At 61.2% G+C, this 20,923-nt stretch carries 21 protein-coding genes and 1 tRNA gene; 3 read left to right on the top strand and 19 right to left on the bottom strand.

Features of this window, described 5'->3' with window-relative positions; all coding sequences use genetic code 11:
• Positions 1-17 precede the first annotated feature (17 nt).
• The 14 genes from ACE3O2_RS04985 to ACE3O2_RS04920 all read right to left on the bottom strand — a co-directional run bounded on the left by ACE3O2_RS04985 (position 18) and on the right by ACE3O2_RS04920 (position 14,111).
• Positions 18-2,723, bottom strand: coding sequence for a molybdopterin-dependent oxidoreductase (locus tag ACE3O2_RS04985; protein ID WP_374335273.1), 2,706 nt, complete (start codon positions 2,721-2,723; stop codon positions 18-20).
• Between the two features lie 25 nt (positions 2,724-2,748).
• Positions 2,749-3,072 (bottom strand): nitrite reductase small subunit NirD, encoded by a 324-nt coding sequence (nirD, locus tag ACE3O2_RS04980; protein ID WP_374335271.1) that lies wholly within the window; start codon positions 3,070-3,072, stop codon positions 2,749-2,751.
• 7 nt (positions 3,073-3,079) lie between these two features.
• Entirely contained in the window at positions 3,080-5,530 is a 2,451-nt protein-coding gene (gene nirB / locus ACE3O2_RS04975) for a nitrite reductase large subunit NirB (RefSeq protein ID WP_374335269.1), read from the bottom strand.
• 17 nt (positions 5,531-5,547) lie between these two features.
• A complete protein-coding gene (locus ACE3O2_RS04970) occupies positions 5,548-6,750 on the bottom strand; it encodes a nitrate/nitrite transporter (protein WP_374335267.1) in 1,203 nt (400 codons plus the stop codon).
• Positions 6,751-7,039: 289 nt separating this feature from the next.
• A complete protein-coding gene (locus tag ACE3O2_RS04965; protein WP_374335547.1) occupies positions 7,040-7,534 on the bottom strand; it encodes an ANTAR domain-containing response regulator in 495 nt (164 codons plus the stop codon).
• Positions 7,535-7,720: 186 nt separating this feature from the next.
• Positions 7,721-8,185 (bottom strand): glycine zipper 2TM domain-containing protein, encoded by a 465-nt coding sequence (locus tag ACE3O2_RS04960; protein WP_374335265.1) that lies wholly within the window; start codon positions 8,183-8,185, stop codon positions 7,721-7,723.
• 111 nt (positions 8,186-8,296) lie between these two features.
• Positions 8,297-8,671, bottom strand: coding sequence for a diacylglycerol kinase (locus tag ACE3O2_RS04955; protein ID WP_374335263.1), 375 nt, complete (start codon positions 8,669-8,671; stop codon positions 8,297-8,299).
• Positions 8,668-10,122 carry a ribonuclease G gene (rng, locus tag ACE3O2_RS04950; RefSeq protein WP_168876724.1) on the bottom strand — a complete coding sequence of 485 codons (1,455 nt, stop codon included), beginning with the start codon at positions 10,120-10,122 and terminating at the stop codon, positions 8,668-8,670. Before rng ends, ACE3O2_RS04955 begins: the two co-directional genes overlap by 4 nt.
• Positions 10,123-10,134: 12 nt before the next feature.
• A complete protein-coding gene (locus ACE3O2_RS04945; RefSeq protein ID WP_374335260.1) occupies positions 10,135-10,740 on the bottom strand; it encodes a nucleoside triphosphate pyrophosphatase in 606 nt (201 codons plus the stop codon).
• Positions 10,741-10,789: 49 nt separating this feature from the next.
• Positions 10,790-11,260 carry a 23S rRNA (pseudouridine(1915)-N(3))-methyltransferase RlmH gene (gene rlmH, locus ACE3O2_RS04940; RefSeq protein WP_168876722.1) on the bottom strand — a complete coding sequence of 157 codons (471 nt, stop codon included), beginning with the start codon at positions 11,258-11,260 and terminating at the stop codon, positions 10,790-10,792.
• A gap of 12 nt (positions 11,261-11,272) precedes the next feature.
• Positions 11,273-11,782 (bottom strand): phosphoribosyltransferase, encoded by a 510-nt coding sequence (locus tag ACE3O2_RS04935; protein WP_168876721.1) that lies wholly within the window; start codon positions 11,780-11,782, stop codon positions 11,273-11,275.
• A gap of 31 nt (positions 11,783-11,813) precedes the next feature.
• A complete protein-coding gene (gene rsfS, locus ACE3O2_RS04930; RefSeq protein WP_168876720.1) occupies positions 11,814-12,167 on the bottom strand; it encodes a ribosome silencing factor in 354 nt (117 codons plus the stop codon).
• A 1-nt stretch (position 12,168) separates the two neighbouring features.
• Positions 12,169-12,840: a nicotinate-nucleotide adenylyltransferase gene (gene nadD / locus ACE3O2_RS04925; RefSeq protein WP_374335257.1), complete on the bottom strand. Its 672-nt coding sequence runs from the start codon at positions 12,838-12,840 to the stop codon at positions 12,169-12,171.
• An 8-nt stretch (positions 12,841-12,848) separates the two neighbouring features.
• On the bottom strand, positions 12,849-14,111 hold the full coding sequence (locus ACE3O2_RS04920) for a glutamate-5-semialdehyde dehydrogenase (protein WP_374335255.1): 1,263 nt from the start codon (positions 14,109-14,111) through the stop codon (positions 12,849-12,851).
• A gap of 116 nt (positions 14,112-14,227) precedes the next feature.
• Between ACE3O2_RS04920 and ACE3O2_RS04915 the strand changes: the two genes are divergently transcribed.
• The 3 genes from ACE3O2_RS04915 (at position 14,228) to ACE3O2_RS04905 (ending at position 16,268) form a co-directional block, all read left to right on the top strand.
• A tRNA-Leu gene (locus ACE3O2_RS04915) sits at positions 14,228-14,312 on the top strand.
• Positions 14,313-14,605: 293 nt separating this feature from the next.
• Positions 14,606-15,256: a DUF47 domain-containing protein gene (locus ACE3O2_RS04910; RefSeq protein WP_168876717.1), complete on the top strand. Its 651-nt coding sequence runs from the start codon at positions 14,606-14,608 to the stop codon at positions 15,254-15,256.
• A gap of 10 nt (positions 15,257-15,266) precedes the next feature.
• Entirely contained in the window at positions 15,267-16,268 is a 1,002-nt protein-coding gene (locus tag ACE3O2_RS04905) for an inorganic phosphate transporter (protein ID WP_168876716.1), read from the top strand.
• A gap of 57 nt (positions 16,269-16,325) precedes the next feature.
• Here the strand turns inward: ACE3O2_RS04905 and ACE3O2_RS04900 are convergent, their stop codons facing one another.
• The 5 genes from ACE3O2_RS04900 to ACE3O2_RS04880 all read right to left on the bottom strand — a co-directional run bounded on the left by ACE3O2_RS04900 (position 16,326) and on the right by ACE3O2_RS04880 (position 20,909).
• The gene (locus ACE3O2_RS04900; protein WP_374335252.1) at positions 16,326-17,225 is read right to left on the bottom strand and encodes a DMT family transporter; all 900 of its coding nucleotides are present in this window, start codon (positions 17,223-17,225) and stop codon (positions 16,326-16,328) included.
• A 114-nt stretch (positions 17,226-17,339) separates the two neighbouring features.
• The gene (locus ACE3O2_RS04895; RefSeq protein WP_374335250.1) at positions 17,340-18,602 is read right to left on the bottom strand and encodes a surface-adhesin E family protein; all 1,263 of its coding nucleotides are present in this window, start codon (positions 18,600-18,602) and stop codon (positions 17,340-17,342) included.
• On the bottom strand, positions 18,599-19,219 hold the full coding sequence (locus tag ACE3O2_RS04890) for a LysE family translocator (RefSeq protein ID WP_374335248.1): 621 nt from the start codon (positions 19,217-19,219) through the stop codon (positions 18,599-18,601). Before ACE3O2_RS04890 ends, ACE3O2_RS04895 begins: the two co-directional genes overlap by 4 nt.
• Before the next feature lie 12 nt (positions 19,220-19,231).
• On the bottom strand, positions 19,232-19,852 hold the full coding sequence (locus tag ACE3O2_RS04885) for a LysE family translocator (RefSeq protein WP_374335246.1): 621 nt from the start codon (positions 19,850-19,852) through the stop codon (positions 19,232-19,234).
• A 61-nt stretch (positions 19,853-19,913) separates the two neighbouring features.
• Complete coding sequence (locus ACE3O2_RS04880; protein WP_168876711.1) at positions 19,914-20,909, bottom strand: AI-2E family transporter; 996 nt, start codon at positions 20,907-20,909, stop codon at positions 19,914-19,916.
• Between the last annotated feature and the right edge of the window lie 14 nt (positions 20,910-20,923).

Genomic DNA, 20,923 nt, shown 5'->3' with positions numbered 1-20,923 from the left:
CTATTTCCTTTCTGGTGTTAGGCCAGTTGTGGCTGGAGAACGATGCGCTTGAGTTCAGGCAGGCAAGAGCCACACACAGTGCCGCAACCGAGCCTTTGCTGGATGTCAGGCAGGGTTGCCCCTTGCGTCATCAGCTGCCGAATGGCACGCTCGCTGACCTGCTGGCACTGGCAGACCATGTGCTCGCGCACGCTGGGCACCTGCCCTGTCGGAGCAAAGACCGCCAGCCGTGGCCCCTCCCAGTCCCGATCCTCCAGGAGGCGCGCTACGACCTGGCTGGCCTGATTCCAATCGGTGGGCAAAGGGCTGGCCCAGACCAGGCCTGTGATCCTGCTCCCTTGCCAGGCCACGCGCTTGATGACGCCTCGCCTGTCGTCCTGATAGACCAGCACATCAGGCCCAGGCATCAGGTTGAGAGACTGCATCAGCTCTGACAGACATCCAGAATGACTACGCTCACCAGCGGCTTTGAGCAGCAGAACATCAGTACTGGCCAGTGAGAGAGCCGCATAAGGCCAATGCTTCAGCGCGTTGCCAAGCATGATGCGGCTGGCGGTCAGATCGGGTACCCGCAGTGCGATGACCACTCGCCAGGGTAATGTGACCTTCTCGAGCCGGATGGCCGCATGCTTGAGCTCCGGCTGGCGCGAGGCGGCATCGACTGTCGGCAGGGTCAAGACGTTGACGCCCGGACTATTGGTAAACTGGCTGCCCCAGTGCATGGGTACGAACACACAGCCAGGGGGGACATCCACAGACAGCTGCACGGGTAGCACCAGCTTGCCCCGCTTGCTGGTCAGCCGCACCAGATCCCCCTCATTCAGTGTGCGACGGCTGGCATCTTCCGGATGCATCTGCACCATGGGCTCAGGGTGATGAGAAAACAGCTGTGCCACCCGCCCTGAGCGACTCATGCCATGCCATTGATCGCGCAGGCGTCCGCTGATCAGATGGAACGGGTAATGTGCGGTGGTGGATTCTGCCGTAGTCTGGTATTCCGGTGCATGAAAGCGGGCGCGACCATTGGCGGTGGCAAAATGGCCATCGGTATAGCGGCGGGCCTGCCCGGTACGCTGTCCCTTGGGCAAGGGCCATTGTTGTGGCCCTTCCGTTTCGAGCAAGGCATAGCTGAGTCCGCTGTAATCCAGGCTGCGCCCGGCGGTCAGTTGGCAATGTTCGTCAAATACCGCTGCGGCGGTACTCGCGCCAAACAGGGTTGGCTGCCCTGGGTAGAGCAAGGTTTCCAGCCGTTGTGCCACTTCGCGCACAATCCAGCCATCCGCGCGGGCCTGGCCGGGAGGCGGCACAGCGGCACGTACCCGGCTGATGCGGCGCTCTGAGTTGCTGACCGTGCCGTCTTTCTCCCCCCAGCTGGCGGCGGGCAGCAGGATATCGGCAAACACGGTGGTCTCGGTGGCGGCGAAGGCATCTTGCACAATCACCAGTTCAGCAGCCTGCAATGCCTCATGCACCATGGTGAGATCCGGCATGGAATGTGCCGGATTGGTGCAAACAATCCACACGGCCTTCACTTTGCCTTCGTGCAAGGCGTTAAACAGCTCCACTGCGGTCAGGCCGGGGCGGGCAGACAAGCGTTCAACCGGTATCTGCCAGTGATCGGCCACAACTTGCCGGTGTCCGGCATCATGAATCTCGCGGTGTGCGGCCAGCATGGTCGCCATCCCGCCCACTTCGCGGCCACCCATGGCATTGGGCTGCCCGGTCAAGGAAAAAGGGCCCGTCCCCGGTCGGCCAATCTGACCGGTCGCCAGATGCAGATTGATCAGGGCCAGATTTTTGTCGGTGCCATGGCTGGACTGGTTCAGGCCCATACAGTACAGCGACATTGCCGCAGGGGCGCGGCCAAACCATTCGGCGGCCAGACGCAGGTCCTGCTCGGCAATGCCACACAGGTCAGCAGCCATGCGTGGGGTGTAGTCCCGCAGCTTTTCCTTTAATGCGTCGAACCTCTCGGTGTGAGCATCAATGAAGGCGCGGTCGAGCAACCCTTCCCAGATCAGGTGATGCAGCATGCCATGAAACAAGGCCACATCCGTACCGGGCTGGATGGCCAGGTGCAGGTCAGCCATGGCGGCCGTATCGGTACGGCGTGGGTCGACCACGATCCAGCGGGTGTCTGGCCGTGCTGCCTTGGCGGCCTCTAGTCGGCGAAACAGCACAGGGTGCGCGTAAGCCATATTGCTGCCCGCCATCAATACACAGTCCGCCAGTTCCAGATCCTCGTAACAGCCAGGCGGAGCATCGGCGCCTAAGGCTTGCTTGTAGGCGGTGACGGCGCTCGACATGCACAGCCGGGAGTTGGTATCGATATTGTTGGTTCCGATCAGCCCCTTGGCCAGTTTGTTGAACTGGTAATACTCCTCAGTCAGCAGCTGACCTGAAACGTACAGCGCCACGGCGTCCGGCCCATGCAGGCGGATGATGCGGGCCAGCCCGTCGGCCGTGCTGTCCAGCGCTTCGTCCCAGGACACGGTTTGTGGCGCACTGTCCCGCGTCAGCCGCATGGAGGGCACCAGTGCCCGCCCGGAATCTGATGCAGTAGTAGCCGCCAGGTTGAGCCCCTTGCTGCACATCCGGCCATAATTGGCCGGATGTTCCGGATCACCGCGAACCGAGATGATCCGGCCGGCCTCGCTCTGGATCAGTACGCCGCAGCCGACGCCGCAGTAGCAGCAGGTTGAGCGTATTTCGGTTTGACTCATGATGTTTCTCCAATCCCCAGGGGATTTACAGGCCCAACATGACCCACCCGGCCTCGACCCTCACCGGGAAATGACGGGCACAACCCTTGTCAGGTGCCCTGGCCTCGCCGGTGGTCAGATCGATATGCCAACTGTGCAAGGGGCAGGTCACGGTATGCCCATGAACCATGCCCTGGCTGAGTGGCCCGCCTTTGTGAGGGCAATGGTCCAGCAGGGCAAACACCTGATCATCATGGCTACGAAATACCGCGACATTGCCGCTGGCTCGCGTCACCACCCGGCTGCCTTGGCGCGGGATGTCGTCCAGGGCACACACGGTGATCCACTGCTCGGAAAGGGTTGGTTGCATGATGGCCTCACGATTGCAAGGTAATGGGGATGAACTCGTTTTTCTGCACCCCGGCAATGCGGGCAGCCCACGGGTCGGGCAAGCCTTGCAATGAGAACAGCAAGCGCTGGTGCAAGGCCTCACGGCTGGCCACGTCATTGACGACTCTGGATTTGATGTAATCCAGCCCGACCCGCTCGAGGTAGTGCACGGTCCTGTCCAGGTAGAAGGCTTCCTCCCGGTAGAGCTGCAGAAACGCACCGGTGTACTCTTTAACCTCTTCCGCTGTTTTCACCTTGCACAGGAACTGGGCGACTTCGGTCTTGATGCCGCCGTTGCCCCCTACATACAGTTCCCAGCCCGAGTCCACGGCAATCACGCCGACATCCTTGATGCCGGCTTCGGCACAGTTACGTGGACAGCCCGAAACCGCCAGCTTGACCTTGTGTGGCGACCACATATTGGCCAGCATGGTTTCCAGTTCGATCCCCATCCGGGTACTGTCCTGGGTACCAAACCGGCAGAATTCGCTGCCGACACAGGTTTTGACCGTACGGATGGATTTGCCATAAGCGTGGCCCGATGGCATGCCCAGGTCTTTCCAGACAGACACCAGATCTTCCTTGCGTACGCCCAGCAGGTCGATGCGCTGACCACCAGTGACTTTCAGCATGCGGATCTGATACTTGTCAGCCACATCGGCAATCCGCCGCAGTTCGCTGGCATTGGTAACGCCACCTTTCATCTGCGGGATCACCGAGAAGGTGCCGTCTTTCTGGATGTTGGCATGGGCCCGCTCATTGATGAATCGACTTTGCGGATCGTCCACCGCTTCATGAGGCCAGGTCGACAGCAGGTAGTAATTGACGGCCGGACGGCAGGTGGCGCAGCCATTGGGAGAGCGCCATTCCAGAAAGGCAAACACCTGGGCATGGGTCAGCAGATGTTGCTCACGGATCGCTTTGCGAAGTTCACTATGACTGTACGAGGTGCAGGCACACACCGCCTTGTTCTTGGGGGTTTCCTGAAAACCGGTACCGACGACACTCATCAGGATCTGCTCGGCCAGCCCGGCACAGGAGCCACAGGAGCTGGCGGCCTTGGTGTGCTGTTTGACCTCATCCAGGGTAAACAGCCCTTTCTCCTTAATGGCCTTGACGATGGTGCCCTTGCAGACGCCATTGCAGCCGCAAACCTCGTCACTGTCTTGCATGCTGGCGGCCCGGTTCTGACCCTGCACGCCGACATCGCCAATAGCGGTTTCCCCAAAGATCAAGTTGTCACGCAAATCCGCTATCGGGCGTCCTTCACGCAACAGTTTGAAGTACCAGGCGCCGTCAGCGGTATCTCCATACAGGCAGACGCCCACCAGCTTGTCATCCTTGAGGACCAGCTTCTTGTAGATTCCGCTGGCTGGATCGGACAAAGCGATGCACTCGGTTTCGCTGCTGCCCATGAAGTCACCCGCGGAAAACAGATCAATGCCGGTCACTTTCAGCTTGGTGGATAGCACGGAGCCCTGGTAGCGGCTGATGCCAAACTGCGCCAGATGGTTGGCACACACTTTGGCTTGCTCAAACAAGGGTGCAACCAGGCCATAGGCCACCCCGCGGTGACTGACACACTCGCCTACCGCATAGATGCGCGGGTCATAGGTCTGCATGGCATCGCTGACCACAATGCCGCGTTGACAATGTAAGCCCGCTGACTCGGCCAGCTGAGTATTGGGGCGAATACCGACCGCCATGACCACCAGCTCTGCCGGGATCTCTGTACCATTCTGAAAACGGATCGCGCGGACCGCGCCGTGCGCGTCCCCCAGCAACGCTTCGGTCTGGTGCCCCATCAGGAAGCGGATATCACGCCGCTCCAGCTCTTCACGCAGCATCAGTCCTGCGGTTGGATCCAGTTGCCGGTCCAGCAACCAGTCGGACAAATGCACTACCGTGACTTCCATGCCACGCAGTTTCAGGCCGTTGGCGGCCTCAAGCCCAAGCAGCCCCCCGCCGATGACCACCGCATGCTTGCGGGTAAGGGCGGCCTCCATCATGCGCTCGGTGTCGTGGATGTCACGGTAACTGATGACCCCATTCAGGTTCTTGCCAGGTACTGGCAGGATGAACGGAGTAGAGCCGGTGGCCAGCAGCAGTCGGTCATAAGGCGTGCTGAGGCCATCCTCGGTCAAAACCTGGCGCCGGACACGGTCTATACGGACAATGGCTTTGCCCGTATGCAGCTTGATGCCATGCTCGGTGTACCACTCTCGCGGATTGAGAATGATATCCTTGAACTCCTGCTCGCCTGCGAGCACAGGCGAGAGCAGGATACGGTTGTAGTTGGGGTGTGGCTCGGCCCCAAATACCGTAATGTTGTACATGTCGGGTGCAAGCTTTAGCAGCTCTTCCAGGGTACGGATGCCTGCCATGCCGTTTCCGACCAGCACCAGCCGGGGTTTAGCGGCAGAAGCAACAGCAGTCATGCTCATCATGCGCTCCTTTACACGCGGGCCGTGGCGACGGACCAGTTGGACCGCCAACGTTGCTTGACGCCTGCCAGACTTAACCAGGCCGCGGCACATAAGGCTGCAAATAGCCACAGGCCCGCTGCATAGCCACCCGTGGACTGCTTGATGAAGCCCAGACTGGCCGCCAACGCAAAGCCACCGACACCGCCGGCCATCCCGATCAATCCCGTCATGACCCCGATTTCCTTGGCAAAGCGCTGTGGAACCAGCTGAAAGACTGCGCCATTACCTGCGCCCAGGCATAACATGGCCAGGATGAACAGCAGCAGAGACAGGCTGGCCCCCCCTTGGTTGAAGCCGGCGGCAGCAATCAGGATGCTGCAGGCGCCGTATACCCCCAGTAAGGAGCGCGTGCCGCCCATTTTGTCGGCCAGCAAGCCACCCAACGGACGCATGATGGATCCGGCCAGCACGCAGGCAGCGGTATACAGACCGGCCGTCTTGGCTTCAAAGCCGAACTGGTCATGAAAATACCCGGGTAGTGCACTCGCAAAGCCCGAGAAGCCACCAAAGGTCATGGCGTAGAAGAACATGAACCACCAGGCATCCTTTTCCTTGAGCACAGCCAGATAGTCTGATAACCGTTTGGTGGTGCGAGGGCCAGGGGCATCTTTGGCCAGCAACACGTACAGGGCAAGTACCAGCAGCAGGGGAAGACAAGCCAGTCCAAACACCGCATTCCAGCCAAAGCTAGCCGCTACCGCAGGTGCAAACAGGGCGGCCAACACCGTGCCGGAGTTACCTGCTCCAGCGATGCCCATGGCGGTGCCCTGGTGTTGTGGTGGATACCAGCGGGATGCCAGAGGCAGCGCCACTGCGAAGGATGCACCCGCAATCCCCAGCAGTACGCCCAGCAGCAGGATGTGGGCATAGGACGTGATGCCGACTGTCCATGCACCAGCCAGGGACAGGATGACCAGTAGCTGGGCAATGGTGCCGGTGCGCTTGGCACCCAGATGATCGACGATGACGCCCATAAGCAGGCGTAACAAGGCTCCAGCCAGAATGGGGGTGGCGACCATCAGGCCTCGCTGCTGGGTATTGAGGTGCAAGCTTTGTGCGATGGGTACCTGTAGCGGACCCAGCAGATACCACACCATGAAGCTCAGATCGAAATACAGAAAAGCCGAAAACAAAGTGGGCGTGTGCCCGGCGCGCCAGAATGTCCTGTCCATTGGTATTCTCCATGGGGTAATTCCCCCGGTCAGTACAAAAAAACGGCGTCCTCCCCGTGTGGAACGGGTGAGGACGCCGTTGTCCGTGTGCCGAGGACCGCCTTTGGTCCCCGGTGCATCAGTTTTTGACTGCGCGCCGTTGCGCTGTCTGATGGAGATATAGCAAGGGGTGTGCCAGTGCTGAAAACCGCACAGAAGGTGACGTGAGTGTCACGTAGTGCATGATTTGTGCACCGCAGCAGTGCGATGATGCACTATTTTGTATCATGAGGAATTGAGACCACTGCGTTTAAGAATCCCCAAGCAGAGCTGAACTTTGGAGTAACTGCCGGGAGAGCTCGACCAAGCGCAGCCCACAGCGCATGGCTTCTGTGCGCAACAGGGCGTACGCCTCGGCTTCCTGAAGGCCGCGACGCATCATGAGCAGGCCTTTGGCCTTCTCAATGATTTTGCGATCTGCCAATTGCTGCTCGAGCCCGCTCAGGCGATCCTTGAGCTGCTGCGTGAACTCGAACGATACACATGCCATCTCCAGCAAGGGTGCCAGGCCGGATGGTTTATCCTGCTCAAGTGCATATAGCGCAACCCCGGCATGCACTGCTGTGCGCATACAGTGGGAATCACCACGTTGCGCCAAAAGCAGTACCGGGAGGGGGTGGTCACGCGTCACCTGCTCCAGTTGCGACAAGAGCAGTGTAGAGGGATGACTGCTGACGATGAGAAGAAGGTCGGGTTGATTGCGGCTGACGTGCTCCAGCAGGCTGGACTCAGGGCTGGCCAGCATTTGCACGGTATACCCCATGACTTCCAGTGCAGCTTGTAAGTCTGGCCGTGGATGGTCACTGTCGTGGGTCAGCAGGACCCGGATTGGTGAGGGGGGCATGGCACATCCAGGGACTGGTGGAGCCCTGTTACTGCAATTCGCATGCCACCCGCGTTACCAGCGATGATGCAAAGGACGCTGGTGTGTCTAGCGTGGGGTCACGCGGGCTTCGCCGCCCCCGCTGAGGACTTGCACCTTGTCGCCAATCCGGAAGGCCTGATCGGCTTCCTGCACAATGGCAATCATGCGGCCGCTGTCGAGCTTTACCGTGATCTCGAGGCCGTCCCGCTTGGTCGCAGCACGCTCCGCAGCACTCCCGGCAAGGCCACCCAGAATGCCACCGACCACGGCACCGACGGTCTGGCCACTGCCCTTGCCGACATGGCTGCCCGCAATACCACCGATCACTGCTCCCCCAGCGGCACCCACGCCGCTATTGCTGCCCTCAATGACCACCTGGCGCACATTTTGCACCACGCCGAATTCCACAGTCTGCGCGGTACGCGCACTGCCAGCGCTGTAGACATTGCCTGATTTGCTGGAGGCACAGCCAAGCAACAGGCCACTGCTGAGCAGCAGTGCCAAGAGCAAACGGGGAGTGGTAAGGTTCATGGCGAACTCCGGATGAGGGTCAAAGGCTGGGACCGCTCAGCGGGCAGAAAGTGCCCGGCAGGCCACGCATGGCCGTGGCACAGCGGCTACGACCATGGTCCCACTATAGGCTTAGCGATGGCCAAACGCAAGCCACAGCGCGTAGCTCCAGCAGGCGAGGCAGATCACCAGCGCCACCAGTACGGCGGCACTGCCAAGGTCTTTGGCCAGCTTGGCGAGGTCGTGCCGCTCGGGCGAAGCGAGGTCAACCACTGCCTCAATGGCGGAGTTGAGCAGCTCGATGACCAGTACCGAGAGGGTGGTGGCCAGCAGGCCCAGCTTCAGCGGAATGCTGACTGGTAGCCACAGGCCGAGGGGCAGCAGCAGCACAATCGCCACCATCTCCTGACGGATGGCCGACTCGCGCCGCCAACCCGCCTTGAAGCCGTCGATGGAGTAACCAAAAGCGTGTATCAGTCGGGTCAGTCCGGTTTTTCCGGGTTTCATGCCAGCACCACGTCGTATTGTTCCTGATTGTATTGACTCTCGACCTGCAGGCGGATCGGCTTGCCGATGAAATCGGCCAGCTGGGCAAGGCTTTGTGATTCCTCATCCAGAAACAGGTCGATTACGCCTTGCGAGGCAAGGATGCGGTATTCCCGCGCATTGAACTGGCGCGCTTCGCGCAGGATCTCGCGCAGGATCTCGTAACACATGGTCTGTGCGGTCTTGATTTCGCCTCGTCCCTGACAGGTCGGGCAGGGTTCGCACAGGATATGCGCCAGGCTCTCGCGGGTGCGCTTGCGGGTCAGCTCCACCAGCCCCAGATTGGTGAAGCCGTTCACCGTCACCCGGGTGCGGTCGCGCGCCATCGCCTTGCTGAGCTCCTGCAGTACCGTCTGCCGGTGCTCCGGGTTGTCCATGTCGATGAAGTCGATCAGGATCATGCCGCCGAGGTTGCGCAGGCGCAGCTGGCGGGCAATGGCTTGGGTGGCTTCCAGATTGGTCTTGAAGATGGTGTCGTCAAAGTTGCGGGTACCAACAAAGCCGCCGGTATTGACGTCGATGGTGGTCATCGCCTCAGTCTGGTCGATGATCAGGTAACCACCAAATTTGAGGTTAACCCGTCGCGACAGCGCCTTTTCGATCTCGCCTTCCACCGCATGGGTTTCAAACAGCGGCCGCTCACCGGTGTAGTACACCACCCGCTCCAGCACACCGGCGACATACTGCTCAGCAAAATGCTGCATCTTCTGGAAGGTCTCACGCGAGTCCACCAGAATGCGCTTGGTTTCCGGGTTGACGAAATCACGCAGCACACGCAAGGGCATGGACAGGTCCTGAAACAGCAGACTCTGTGCCGGTTCCCGCTTGGCGGCATCCTGAATGCTGCGCCAGATTTTTTGCAGATAGTCGATATCGGCACGCAGTTCGTCGTCTTGAGCGGTTTCCGCACTGGTGCGCAGGATGTAACCGTGCTGATTGTCCGCTGGCAGCAGGCGGGTGAGGCGCTCCTTCAAGGCTTCACGTTCGCTGTCATTGCCAATACGCTGTGAGATGCCGATATGGTGTTCCTGTGGCAGCAGCACCAGAAAACGCCCGGCCAGCGAAATCTGGGTAGACAGGCGCGCACCCTTGGTGCCGATCGGGTCCTTGATCACCTGCACCACCACCGTCTGCCCCTCGTGCAGCAGCTTCTCGATGCGCAGGTCCGGGTTCGGGTGGTGACGCTGCTCGAACAGATCGGCAATGTGCAGGAAGGCAGCACGTTCCAGCCCGATCTCAATGAAGGCAGACTGCATGCCGGGCAGCACCCGCCGCACCTGGCCGAGGTAAATGTTGCCGACCAGCCCGCGCTGCGCTTCACGTTCGATGTGCAGCTCCTGCACCACACCGTCTTCCATCACCGCTACACGGGTTTCCTGCGGGGTGACATTGATGAGGATGTCCTGATTCATGGGGTATCCGGCTCAGTCCAAGGTTCGCGGCAGTACATCATAGCCAAACTGGCTTAACAGCTGCCCGGTTTCATACAGGGGCAAGCCCATCACGCCGGTATAGCTGCCTTCCAGATGGGTCACGAACAAGGCGGCCAGCCCCTGGATGCCATAGGCACCGGCCTTGTCCATCGGTTCCCCGGTTTCAACATAGGCCGCGATCTCGGCGTGACTGAGCGGGCGGAACTGCACGGTCGTGACCACATTGTCCACCCGCAGCGTGCGGCCATCGGTCACGGCGACGGCGGTCATCACCTCATGGCTACGGCCTGAATAGCGAGACAGCATCTGGGCGGCATCGGCACCATCCTGCGGCTTGCCCAGTACCTGATCATCCAGTACCACACAGGTGTCGGCTGCGAGCAGCAGGCGGCCTTGCTTTTCAATATCCGGTAGCCGTTGCCAGGCCGCACTGGCCTTTTCCTTGGCCATGCGGCAGACATAGTCGGCCGCGTGCTCAGAAGGCAGTGGGGTTTCGTCGATATCGGGGATCACCACATCAAAGCTGACACCAATTTGTGTCAGCAGTTCGCGGCGACGCGGACTGTTTGAAGCCAGGAATATGGGCAAGGTCTGCATGCGGTTGCGCTGTGGTTGGGATGCAATCCGCATTGTACCGGTAGAATGCCTATTCGCGGTGATAAGGGTGGTTTTGCAAGATGGTGTGGGCGCGGTAGAGCTGTTCGGCCAGCAGCACGCGGGCCAGGCCGTGCGGCAAGGTCATCGGTGACAGTGATAGCAGCTGGCGTGCACGCTGCTTGATTTCCGGGTCCAGCCCGTCCGCGCCACCGATCACCAGCGCCACATCGCGGCCATCCTGCTGCCACTGCCTGAGTTGCTGGCTGAGCTCCATGGTGCTCCAGCGCGCACCCCGTTCGTCCAGCGCGATCAGGTGGCAGTCACGCGGCAAGGCATCCAGAATGCGCCCCTTCTCGGCGGCCATGATCTGCTCGGCAGTTTTACCACCGCCGCGTTTTTCCGGTTTGAGCTCGACCAGCTGAATGGTCAGCTCGCGCGGCATGCGGCGGGCGTACTCGGCGTAGCCCGCCTCGATCCAGTCCGGCTGTTTCTGCCCGACAATGATCAGCCACAGCTTCATGGTAGGGCAGGCTTACAGCCGCACCGGGCGGGCCAGATCGGCCGGCTTCATGTCGTCGTATTTCTCCATCGGCTGATGGATCCACGGATTGTCGGCCAGGTAGCGGGCGGTATAGTCCGGCACGAATACCGAGCATTCCTTCTGCCACAGCACGCCGGTACGAATGTCCTGGATCTGCGGATAGCGCTGCTTCAGCTCTTCCACCACCCGACGCAGGGTGACGCCGGAATCCACCAGATCGTCCACCAGCAGCACGCGGTCGCCCAGCGTTTCCGTCGCCATGGTCAGATGTTCGGAAATCACCAGCCGGTTTTGTACACGGCCCCCTTCTTCGCGATAGGAAGAGGTGAACATGATGGCCAGTGGCACATCAAAAATGCGCGCCAGTACATCGCCCACCCGCAAGCCACCACGGGCAATGCACACCACCTGATTGAACTGCCAGCCCGATACTTGGATGCGGTGACCCAGGTCTTCGATCAGACTGTGATAATCGTCCCAATTGACGTGAAGATCCGCCATGCTCTGTTTTCCTTATTTTGGGAGGGGCTGCTCATTCGCCCTGCCGGGGCATCGGAGTCGGCTTCTGCCCGCCCCACAACTGCTCCAGGCTGTAATACTGACGCACGGCGGGCTGCATGACGTGGACCACCACATTGCCAAGGTCTACCAGCACCCATTCGCCGTACTGCTCGCCTTCAACGGAGAGCACCGGCACGCCTTGCTCTTTCATCTTGACAGCTACATTATTGGCCAGGGCCTTGACCTGACGATTACTGTCACCGCTGGCGACGATCAAGGCGTCCCACAACGGGGTGAGGTGGCCGACGTCCAGCACCACGATGTCCTTGGCCTTGACGTCTTCCAGTGCATCCACCACTGCGGCCTTGATTGCAGCGAGTTCCATATCAGTTCCTGCCGGCTCCATGATAGAGCCCGTTATCAAAGATAAAGCGCCGCACAGCGTCGGGCAGCAAACCTGCTGTCGGCTCGCCCAAGGCGAGGCGCTGACGCAGATCGGTTGCCGAGACGGTGACGGGCGGCGCAGATAAAACGTATATTTTACCGTGACTTAGCCTTGGACGGCTAGGGGGTAGCTGATTTTTGCTGACCCAGTCCGCCACATCGGGGTGCAGACCCGCCTGTAAATCACTGCCGGGACGCTGCGCCACCGCCAGATGGGCCAGCCGCACAATGCCCTGCCAGTCACGCCAGCGGTGCAGCTGCTGCAGCGAGTCGCCGCCAATCAGAAACACCACCGGGGCCTCACTGCCGACCTCCTGCCGAATGTCCGCCAGCGTGTCTATGGTATAGCACGGCGTGGTGCGAAACACCTCGCGCGCGTCTACCGCGAGGCCGGTTTCGCCCGCCACCGCCAGCTGGCACATGGCCAGCCGCTCAGCCGGGCTGGCCTGGGCGGTATCACGGTGCGGCGGCTGGCCAGTGGGCAGCAGGCGAACCTGGTCACCGGGCCGGGTCAGCTGCAGCTCATCACGCAGGGCGCGTGCGATGTGCAGATGGCCGTTATGGATCGGGTCAAAGGTGCCGCCAAACAGGGCGTGTACGGGATGCTCGCCCATGCCTGGCCTTACTGGCGGATTTCCCCATTGCCGAATACCACATACTTCTGGCTGGTCAGCCCATCCAGCCCCACCGGGCCGCGTGCATGCAGCTTGTCGGTAGAGATGCCGATCTCGGCGCCCAGCCCGTACTCGAAACCATCGGCAAAACGGGTGGAGGCATTGATCATCACCGAGCTGGAGTCCACCTCGCGCAGGAAACGTCGCGCCTTGCTGTAATGCTCGGTGATGATGCTGTCGGTGTGGTGCGAGCCATAGTGGTTGATGTGTTCGATGGCCGCATCCAGATCCGTCACGATGCGGATCGACAGGATCGGTGCCAGGTATTCCGTCACCCAGTCTTCCTCGGTGGCGGCCTTGATGCCGGGCAGCAGGGCCTGGGTAGCCGGGCAGCCACGCAGCTCGACCTCCTTGCGCCGGTAAATGTCTGCCAGCGGTGGCAGCACCGTGGCGGCGATATCCTGATGCACCAGCAGGGTTTCCATGGTGTTGCACGGTGCGTAGCGCTGGGTCTTGGCGTTGTCGGCCACCCGGATGGCTTTGCCTACATCGGCATCGTTGTCGATGTAGACATGGCAGATGCCGTCCAGATGCTTGATCACCGGTACCCGTGCATCACGGCTGATACGCTCGATCAGCCCCTTGCCACCGCGTGGCACGATCACGTCCACGTATTCCGGCATGGTAATCAAGAGGCCTACAGCGGCGCGGTCGGTGGTGTCGACCACTTGTACCGCTTCAGCAGGCAAACCGGCCTGCTCCAGCCCGTCACGAATGCAACGGGCCAGGACCTGGTTGGCGCGGATGGCTTCTGAGCCGCCGCGCAGAATGGTGGCATTGCCGGATTTCAGGCACAAGGCGGCCGCGTCGATGGTCACATTGGGCCGAGCCTCATAGATGATGCCAATCACCCCCAGCGGCACCCGCATCTTGCCCACCTGAATGCCGGTTGGGCGATATTTAAGCTCGGTGATTTCGCCAATCGGGTCGGCCAGCGCGGCAATCTGCTGCAGCCCCTCGATCATGGTGGCAATCGCCTTGTCCGACAGGGCCAGCCGATCAACCAGCGCGCTATCCAGCCCGGCGGAGCGCGCGGCGTCCAGATCGGACTGGTTGGCCGCCACCAGCTCGCTGCGACGGGATTCGATCGCCTCGGCGATGGCCAGCAGCGCGGCATTCTTTTGCGCGGTTTCAGCACGGGCCATCAAACGCGAGGCGGCTCGAGCTTGTTGGCCTAGCCCTTGCATATAGGCGTGGAGATCGGTTGACATGTGAAAAGGTCCGGCATGTTCAGGTAATACAACTGATTCTACACAGCCCGCTGGGGGCTGTCAGCGGGGCAGACTTGCAGTGAAGGGGAAAGTTATGGATAATTCGCCTTCCGCTCGCCCGGGTGGTGAAATTGGTAGACGCGCCGGACTCAAAATCCGGTTCCGCAAGGAGTGTCGGTTCGATTCCGACCCCGGGCACCACGAATTCCGGCTTTGTGCCGCAAAACCCCGCCAGACCTCAGGTCCGCGGGGTTTTTGTTTTGTGGCCAAGACAGCGCCCTGTGTCGCTTTTATGCCGCCGGATGTCGGCTATGGTGTCGCATTGGCGCACCACTCAGGATAGATGGCCGTGCTTCTTTTTCATCTTTCTGTCACAATTCGCGCCGAATTGAGCGGGGCAGCATCCGCAAGGATGAGAGACCCGCTTGCATGAATCCATTTTGTTTCCAAAAATCAAGTTGTTGCATTGCATGCCTGTAAAGGGAGGGCACGTCATGTCCAATTTTCTGACCACATTGATCGCCAAGGTCTCTCCGCGTGAAGAGAAGTTTTTTGACTGGTTCAACCAGCATGCCGACCTGGTCGTCAATGCTGCCAAGCATCTGGCGGCCATGAGCGCCGAGCAGGACCATTCCTTCAAAGGGCATTTTGAAGCCATCGAAGGTCTGGAGCGTCAGGCGGATGATGTGTCGCGGGAAATCCTGCTGGCACTGCACCGCACTTTTGTGACGCCGTTTGACCGGGGTGAGATCAAGGATCTGGCGACTGCGCTGGACGACGTGATCGACATCATCGAACAGATTCCGGTGCGCGCCTCCATGTACGGGCTGACCCGCTTCACGCCGGAAATGGCTGCGCTGGGTCAGATCGTGCTGCGTGCAACCGAGAAGCTGAAAGAAGCGGTGGCGATGCTGAACGACATGAACCATGCCGATCGCATCATCAAGGCCTGCCATGACGTCACGGTGATCGAAGACGACGCCGACCGCGTGATGCGCAACGGCATCTCCCGCCTGTTTGCCGAGGAGACTGAAGCCCGCGTCCTGCTGGCCACCAAGGAATTGTACGAGCTGTACGAAGCCGCGGTGGATCGTTGCGAAGACGCGGCGGACGTGATCCACAGCGTGGTGCTGGAACGGATCTGAGGCCCGCGCCATGACGACTCATCTGATGCTGATGGTCGGCTTGCTGGTGCTGCTCGCACTGGCATTCGACTTCATGAACGGGTTTCACGATGCGGCCAACTCGATTGCCACCATCGTGTCGACCCAGGTGCTCTCACCACAGCTGGCGGTGGCGTGGGCGGCCTTTTTCAACTTTATCGCCTTCCTGGTGTTTGACCACACGGTGGCGGCCACCATCGGCAAGGGGACCGTGCACCCGGAGATCGTGGATAACGCGGTGATCTTCGGCGCACTGGTAGGCGCGCTGACCTGGAATATCATTACCTGGTTCTTTGGCATCCCGTCCAGTTCTTCACACGCACTGGTCGGCGGTCTGGCCGGGGCCGCGGTGGCCAAGGCAGGTCCAACGGCGCTGATCGGCGGTGGTTTCATCAAGACCGCGGTGGCGATTGTGCTGTCACCCTTGCTGGGCATGCTGCTGGCCATCACCCTGTCGGTGATCGTGACCTGGCTGTGCGTCCGCTCCACGCCGGTGGGGGTCGACATGCGTTTCCGCAAGCTGCAGTTTGTGTCGGCTGCGCTGTACAGCTTGGGCCACGGTGGCAATGATGCGCAGAAGACCATGGGCATCATCATGCTGTTGCTGATCTCCAATGGCCTGCTGGATAGCCATGCCGGTTTGCCGATGTGGGTGGTGCTGTCGTGTCAGGTGGCGATGGGCCTGGGCACCTTGTTCGGTGGCTGGCGTATCGTCAAGACCATGGGCATGGGCATTACCAAGCTCAAGCCGATGGGCGGCTTCTGCGCCGAAACCTCCGGGGCGATCACCCTGTTCCTCGCCACCTCGCTGGGGGTGCCGGTATCGACCACCCACACCATCACCGGCGCCATTGTCGGGGTGGGCGCTTCACGTCGCTTCTCGGCCGTGCGCTGGGGCTTGGCAGGCCGCATTGTATGGGCCTGGGTGTTGACCATTCCGGCGGCGGCGCTGGTGTCTGCCTTGTGCTGGAAGCTGGGTACCCAGTTCATGTAAGCCGCAGACATCGGGCAGATCAAACGGCAGCTGCGGCTGCCGTTTTTTTATGGGCGTTCAAGCAGGCTGAACCGTGGCCGCAGGGCGTACCACCACCAGTACCGCGGCAACCACCAGGCCCAGGGCGGCCGCATGCTGCAGCTGCAATGGCTCGTGCAAGATGAGGGCGCTGAACAAGGTGGCCGACAGCGGTAGTACCGTGGTCAGTACGCCGGTTGCGGCACTGCTGATCTGGCGTACGCCATGGAAGAACAAGACAAAGCACAGCACGGTGATGCCCAGCCCCAGATAAAGCACGGTGGCCAGGTGCGGCCAGCCCAGCTGTGACCAGACGACCCGAGGGGCTTCCCAGACCGCCAGCGGCAGGAACATCAGCCAGGCAAAGGTGCTGACCCAGGTGGTGACCACCAGGGGCGACAGGCGTTGGCCCAGTGTCTGGCCCATGGCGGCGAACACCCCCTCGCCCAGCAAGGCCAGAATGATCAGTACGCTGCCGCGCAGGGCGTGCCCGCCGACCACGCTCTGTGCCGGAGTTTGCAGCAGCACGGTGGCGAGGCAGGCCAGCACAATGGCGATGGTGGCACGGCGATCGGGGCGCTGCTTGAGGAGGCCCCACGCGACCAGGGCCACGCAAGCGGGCAGGGTGCCAAGCAGAATGCCCGCCTCAATGCCGGGCAGATCGCGCACCCCATACAAGGTGCACAGCGAAAAGCCGAACACCCCGCAGAAAGCAGCGAGCGCCAGTTGCCCCCATTCTCGACCTTGCGGTTGCGGCAGTTTTTTCCAGTACACCCAGGGCCAGAGTACCAGCAAGGCGACACTGAAACGCAGCCAGGACAGTACGCCGATCGGCAGTGCGGCATCCAGCAGCTTGCCGACCACCACAAAACTGCCGACCATTGCCATGGCCAGCGCAACTTGCAGGTGCCCCCGCCAGTCGGGGTGTGGGTAAACCATGGTGCTGCTCCATCCGTGAAAGGCGCTCAGTGTGCCGTAGCCGGGCGCGGATGGATTGAACGAAATTGCAGCTATTTCCCTCGGCAGCACGATGCGTTGTGCCGGGGGAAGGGGTCAAGGTTTCTTCTTGACGGGTTTGGCAGGGGCTGAGGGCTTGCTGTCGCTACTGCCAATCAGTTTGGCGATCTTGGCGGCACTGGTTTCGCCGTTGTAATCGACAAGCACCAGCTTGCCATAGCCCTGCTTGAGGTCATTACGGAAGTCATACACGGCACCGATGACCGCCAGCTTGCCGGCCTTCACCTCCGGCTCGAACTTGATCATGCCCGCCCGGACTTGCAGGTGAACGTTGCGAATCACGTTATCGGTCAGGTTCAGCTTCTTGTCCAGCCGCAGGTTGTCCAGCTCCTTGCGGATCGGGCGGGATTCCTCGCTGAAATCGCCCATTGCAGCCTTCACCGCGCCGCAGGCGACGTGGCCGACAAAAATCAGCACCGGGGTTTTCAGGTGACGTACCCCATACTCGACCGAGCCCTCACTGTTCACCAGCTGGTTGCCGATGTTGCGCACCATGAACAGGTCCCCTTCCGGGTTCTGGTCGAACACCGGGGTTTGTACCCGGGAGTCCGCACAGGTCACCACGGTGGCACGCGGGAACTGCCCATCACGGATTGGTTTGAAGTAAGCCTCATTGCGTGCTTTGCGATAGCGATCGTTGTCCTCGCGCAGGTTTTGCAGCAGATTGCGAATTTGCGCAGCTTCAGACAGCGTGCTTTCGCCCTGTGGCGGCTCAATGGCGACCGGGCCGCTGGCGGCGGTCAGGGCGGCTTCCGGCTTGGCCTCGGGCTTGCTGCCGGGTTTGGTTTCCGGCTTTTTCCCGTTTGCCTTGTCACCGGGTTTGCCCTTGTCCGCGGGCTTGCCGGTAGCCAGTTTGCCTGCCGGGACCGCTGCCGGTTTGCCGGGTGGCGGCGGCGTGTTCTCCTTGACCAGCCCGACCGGGGTCACCTTGCAGGCCAGATTGAACTTGCGCTCCTCCAGCGAGCCGGGCACCACCGGGATCGCTTTGCCATCCCCGTTCAGGCGCTTGATTTCCTGATCGGCCAGATCGTAGTACACCGTCAGCAGCGGGGTGATGGTGTGGCGGTCACAGGCATATTGCGCCTGCTGGTTCATGCTTTTGAAGTAGAAGTCGCCGGGATCCGCTTGTGCGGCCTGCACATAGCGGTCCCGTGTCCACAGGGTGGCCTGCATGCCCTTGAGCTGCCAGGTACTCTCGTCCATGGACACTGCAACCGAGCTATTGCTGTACACCGTGCGCCAGGCGGCGCTGGCTGGCAGACAGCACAGCAGGGCGAGCAGGGCGACGAAGCGTGTCATCGCTGTGACAGCCCCAGCAGGCAACCAAAGCCGACAAACATGCCCCCGGTCGTCCGGTTGAACAGTCGCACTCGCCGGGCTTCGGCCAGCAGCGGGGCCAACTTGCGGCTGCCCAGCAGGTACAGTGAGGAGCAAATCAGCTCAATGCTGAGATGGGTGCTGGCCAGAATGCCCAGTTGCAAGGCCTGGGAGGCATGCGGGTCGATGAACTGTGGGAACAAGGCCGCGAAGAACAACAGGATCTTCGGGTTGCTCAGCGCCATCAGCAAGCCATCACGAAACAGGGTGGTCAACGGTCGCGCCGTCACGCCGGCCTCAACCTGAAACGGCGTGGCGGGTGCGCGCCAGACCCGGATGCCCAGGTAAACCAGATAAGCGGCGCCCGCCAGCTTGAGCACCAGAAAGGCGGTGGCGGAAGCCGCCAGCAAGGCGCCCAGCCCGGCTGCGGTGACCAGCATCAGGCACAGTACGCCGCAGGCATTGCCGGCGATGGTCGCCAGTGCAGGGCGGGTACCATAACGCAGTGCATGGTTCATGACCAGCAGCATGCCGGGGCCCGGCGTCATGATGACGACACTGACGGTGACGATATACAGTAACCAGGTATGCAGGGGCACGGTGGCGGCTTCCTATTTTTGTTGTACCAGTGCCATCAAGGCACCGAAACCGATGAACACCCCACCGGTGGTTTGATTGAAACGACGCTGGATACGTGGGGTTTCCAGCCACGGCGCAATGCGTACTCCACCCGAAGCATAGGCGAGCTGCCAGCCAAATTCCACGATCAGGAAGGTCAGGCACATCACCAGCAGCTGCGGTGTTTGCGGCGCATCATGCTGAATGAACTGCGGAAACAGTGCCCCGAAGAACAGGATGGCCTTGGGGTTGCTGATGGCCACCAGAAAACCTTGCCGGAACCGCTGTGCCGGGCGTTGTGGCGTACTGGGCTGCGCACTGTCCCTGGGGGTGGCGTGGCGCCAGCACTGGATGCCCAGCCAGATCAGATAGGCGGCACCCAGCCAGCGCAACGCAGTAAACAGATGGGCCGAGGTGGACAGCAGCAGGCCCAGCCCGGCGGCTGACAGGCCCATCAGTACCATCAGGGCGGTCATGCAGCCCGCCATGGTATCCAGTGCACCGCGCAGGCCATGGCGCATGCCGCTGTGCATCACCAACAGCATGTTTGGCCCCGGTGTAGCCGAAATGGCGAACACCGTAACCAGATAGAGCCACCACTGCTGCATGCTCATTCGGATTGCTCCTGACAGGATGGTATCCATTATGCCAGTGGAAAACCCTGGCTCGCCAGCGTCAGATTTGCCCGGCGGCGGACAGCTCCCGTTTCAGGTAAGCGTAGTAGATCGGGGCCAGGATCACGCCAGGGATGCCAAACAGGGCATCCATCAACAGCATGGCCAGCAGCAGCTCCCAGGCGGCGGCCTGGATGCGGGCACCGACAATGCGGGCGTTGAGGAAATACTCCAGCTTGTGGATCACCACCAGGTACAGCAAGGAGGCGACAGCCACCTGTGGGGAATGGCTGAGGCTGACCACAAAGATCACCGTATTGGAGGCCAGATTACCCAGTACCGGGATCAAACCAAACAGGAAAGTGAGCAGGATCATGGTTTTGGTCAGCGGCAGGTGAATGCCAAACAGGGGCAGCACCGCCGCCAGATAGAGGGCGGTGAACACGGCATTGATGGCCGCAATCGTCACTTGGGCAAAGACCACGTCGCGGAAGGCATTGGCAAAGCGGAACGCCCGCTCCTGCAGCGCCTGCGCCAGTGGCCCGACATGGCGGTGGCTGCGCACCTGCCGCAACGAGACCAGGGCCCCGACCACCATGCCGATCAGCAGGTGGGCGACCATCAGCCCGGTTTCCTTGCCGACGCTCTGCAGCTCGCTGGCGTGCTCGCGCAGCCAGTCTATCGCAGCCTGCTTCAGACTGTCGGTGCCCACCGGCAGGTAGCTGCGAAACGCTTCTGGCAGCATGCTGCGGGTATCGGCCAGGATATCGGCCATTTTCTGCAGCAGCGCCGTGGGGTTGCCACTGCGCAGCAGGAACAGGCCGCCGATGACCAGCAAGACTAGAATCAGTAATACGGTTGCCGCAATGCCGGCCACCACCAGCAAGCGTGCCCGCTCCGCCTGCTGCGCGCCGCGCAGCACACGCGGGGCCAGCACGGCCACCAGCTCGTGTACCAGCAATCCGGCCAGCATGGCTGGCAGCAAGTGGGTTTTGGGAATCAGGATCAGCAGCGCGGCGGCCAGCAGCAGGCTGGCCAAGTATTGCGGACGATTCACGGCAGGCTCCGGAG

This window comes from Leeia sp. (genome assembly GCF_041909055.1).
Lineage (GTDB): Bacteria > Pseudomonadota > Gammaproteobacteria > Burkholderiales > Leeiaceae > Leeia > Leeia aquatica.
This window is presented reverse-complemented; position numbering and strand designations above follow the sequence as displayed.

Excerpts from the sequence above, each read along its gene's own strand:
- ACE3O2_RS04935 (WP_168876721.1), bottom strand. The coding sequence starts at position 11,782 with ATGGCGGATCTTCACGTCAATTGGGACGATTATCACAGTCTGATCGAA.
- ACE3O2_RS04895 (WP_374335250.1), bottom strand. The coding sequence starts at position 18,602 with ATGACACGCTTCGTCGCCCTGCTCGCCCTGCTGTGCTGTCTGCCAGCC.
- ACE3O2_RS04905 (WP_168876716.1), top strand. The coding sequence starts at position 15,267 with ATGACGACTCATCTGATGCTGATGGTCGGCTTGCTGGTGCTGCTCGCA.
- ACE3O2_RS04960 (WP_374335265.1), bottom strand. The coding sequence starts at position 8,185 with ATGAACCTTACCACTCCCCGTTTGCTCTTGGCACTGCTGCTCAGCAGT.
- nirB (WP_374335269.1), bottom strand. The coding sequence starts at position 5,530 with ATGACTGCTGTTGCTTCTGCCGCTAAACCCCGGCTGGTGCTGGTCGGA.
- ACE3O2_RS04900 (WP_374335252.1), bottom strand. The coding sequence starts at position 17,225 with ATGGTTTACCCACACCCCGACTGGCGGGGGCACCTGCAAGTTGCGCTG.
- rlmH (WP_168876722.1), bottom strand. The coding sequence starts at position 11,260 with ATGAAGCTGTGGCTGATCATTGTCGGGCAGAAACAGCCGGACTGGATC.
- rng (WP_168876724.1), bottom strand. The coding sequence starts at position 10,122 with ATGAATCAGGACATCCTCATCAATGTCACCCCGCAGGAAACCCGTGTA.
- ACE3O2_RS04920 (WP_374335255.1), bottom strand. The coding sequence starts at position 14,111 with ATGTCAACCGATCTCCACGCCTATATGCAAGGGCTAGGCCAACAAGCT.
- rsfS (WP_168876720.1), bottom strand. The coding sequence starts at position 12,167 with ATGGAACTCGCTGCAATCAAGGCCGCAGTGGTGGATGCACTGGAAGAC.
- ACE3O2_RS04985 (WP_374335273.1), bottom strand. The coding sequence starts at position 2,723 with ATGAGTCAAACCGAAATACGCTCAACCTGCTGCTACTGCGGCGTCGGC.
- nirD (WP_374335271.1), bottom strand. The coding sequence starts at position 3,072 with ATGCAACCAACCCTTTCCGAGCAGTGGATCACCGTGTGTGCCCTGGAC.
- ACE3O2_RS04965 (WP_374335547.1), bottom strand. The coding sequence starts at position 7,534 with ATGCTGGCCAGCCCTGAGTCCAGCCTGCTGGAGCACGTCAGCCGCAAT.
- ACE3O2_RS04945 (WP_374335260.1), bottom strand. The coding sequence starts at position 10,740 with ATGCAGACCTTGCCCATATTCCTGGCTTCAAACAGTCCGCGTCGCCGC.
- ACE3O2_RS04885 (WP_374335246.1), bottom strand. The coding sequence starts at position 19,852 with ATGAGCATGCAGCAGTGGTGGCTCTATCTGGTTACGGTGTTCGCCATT.
- ACE3O2_RS04970 (WP_374335267.1), bottom strand. The coding sequence starts at position 6,750 with ATGGACAGGACATTCTGGCGCGCCGGGCACACGCCCACTTTGTTTTCG.
- ACE3O2_RS04910 (WP_168876717.1), top strand. The coding sequence starts at position 14,606 with ATGTCCAATTTTCTGACCACATTGATCGCCAAGGTCTCTCCGCGTGAA.
- nadD (WP_374335257.1), bottom strand. The coding sequence starts at position 12,840 with ATGGGCGAGCATCCCGTACACGCCCTGTTTGGCGGCACCTTTGACCCG.
- ACE3O2_RS04955 (WP_374335263.1), bottom strand. The coding sequence starts at position 8,671 with ATGAAACCCGGAAAAACCGGACTGACCCGACTGATACACGCTTTTGGT.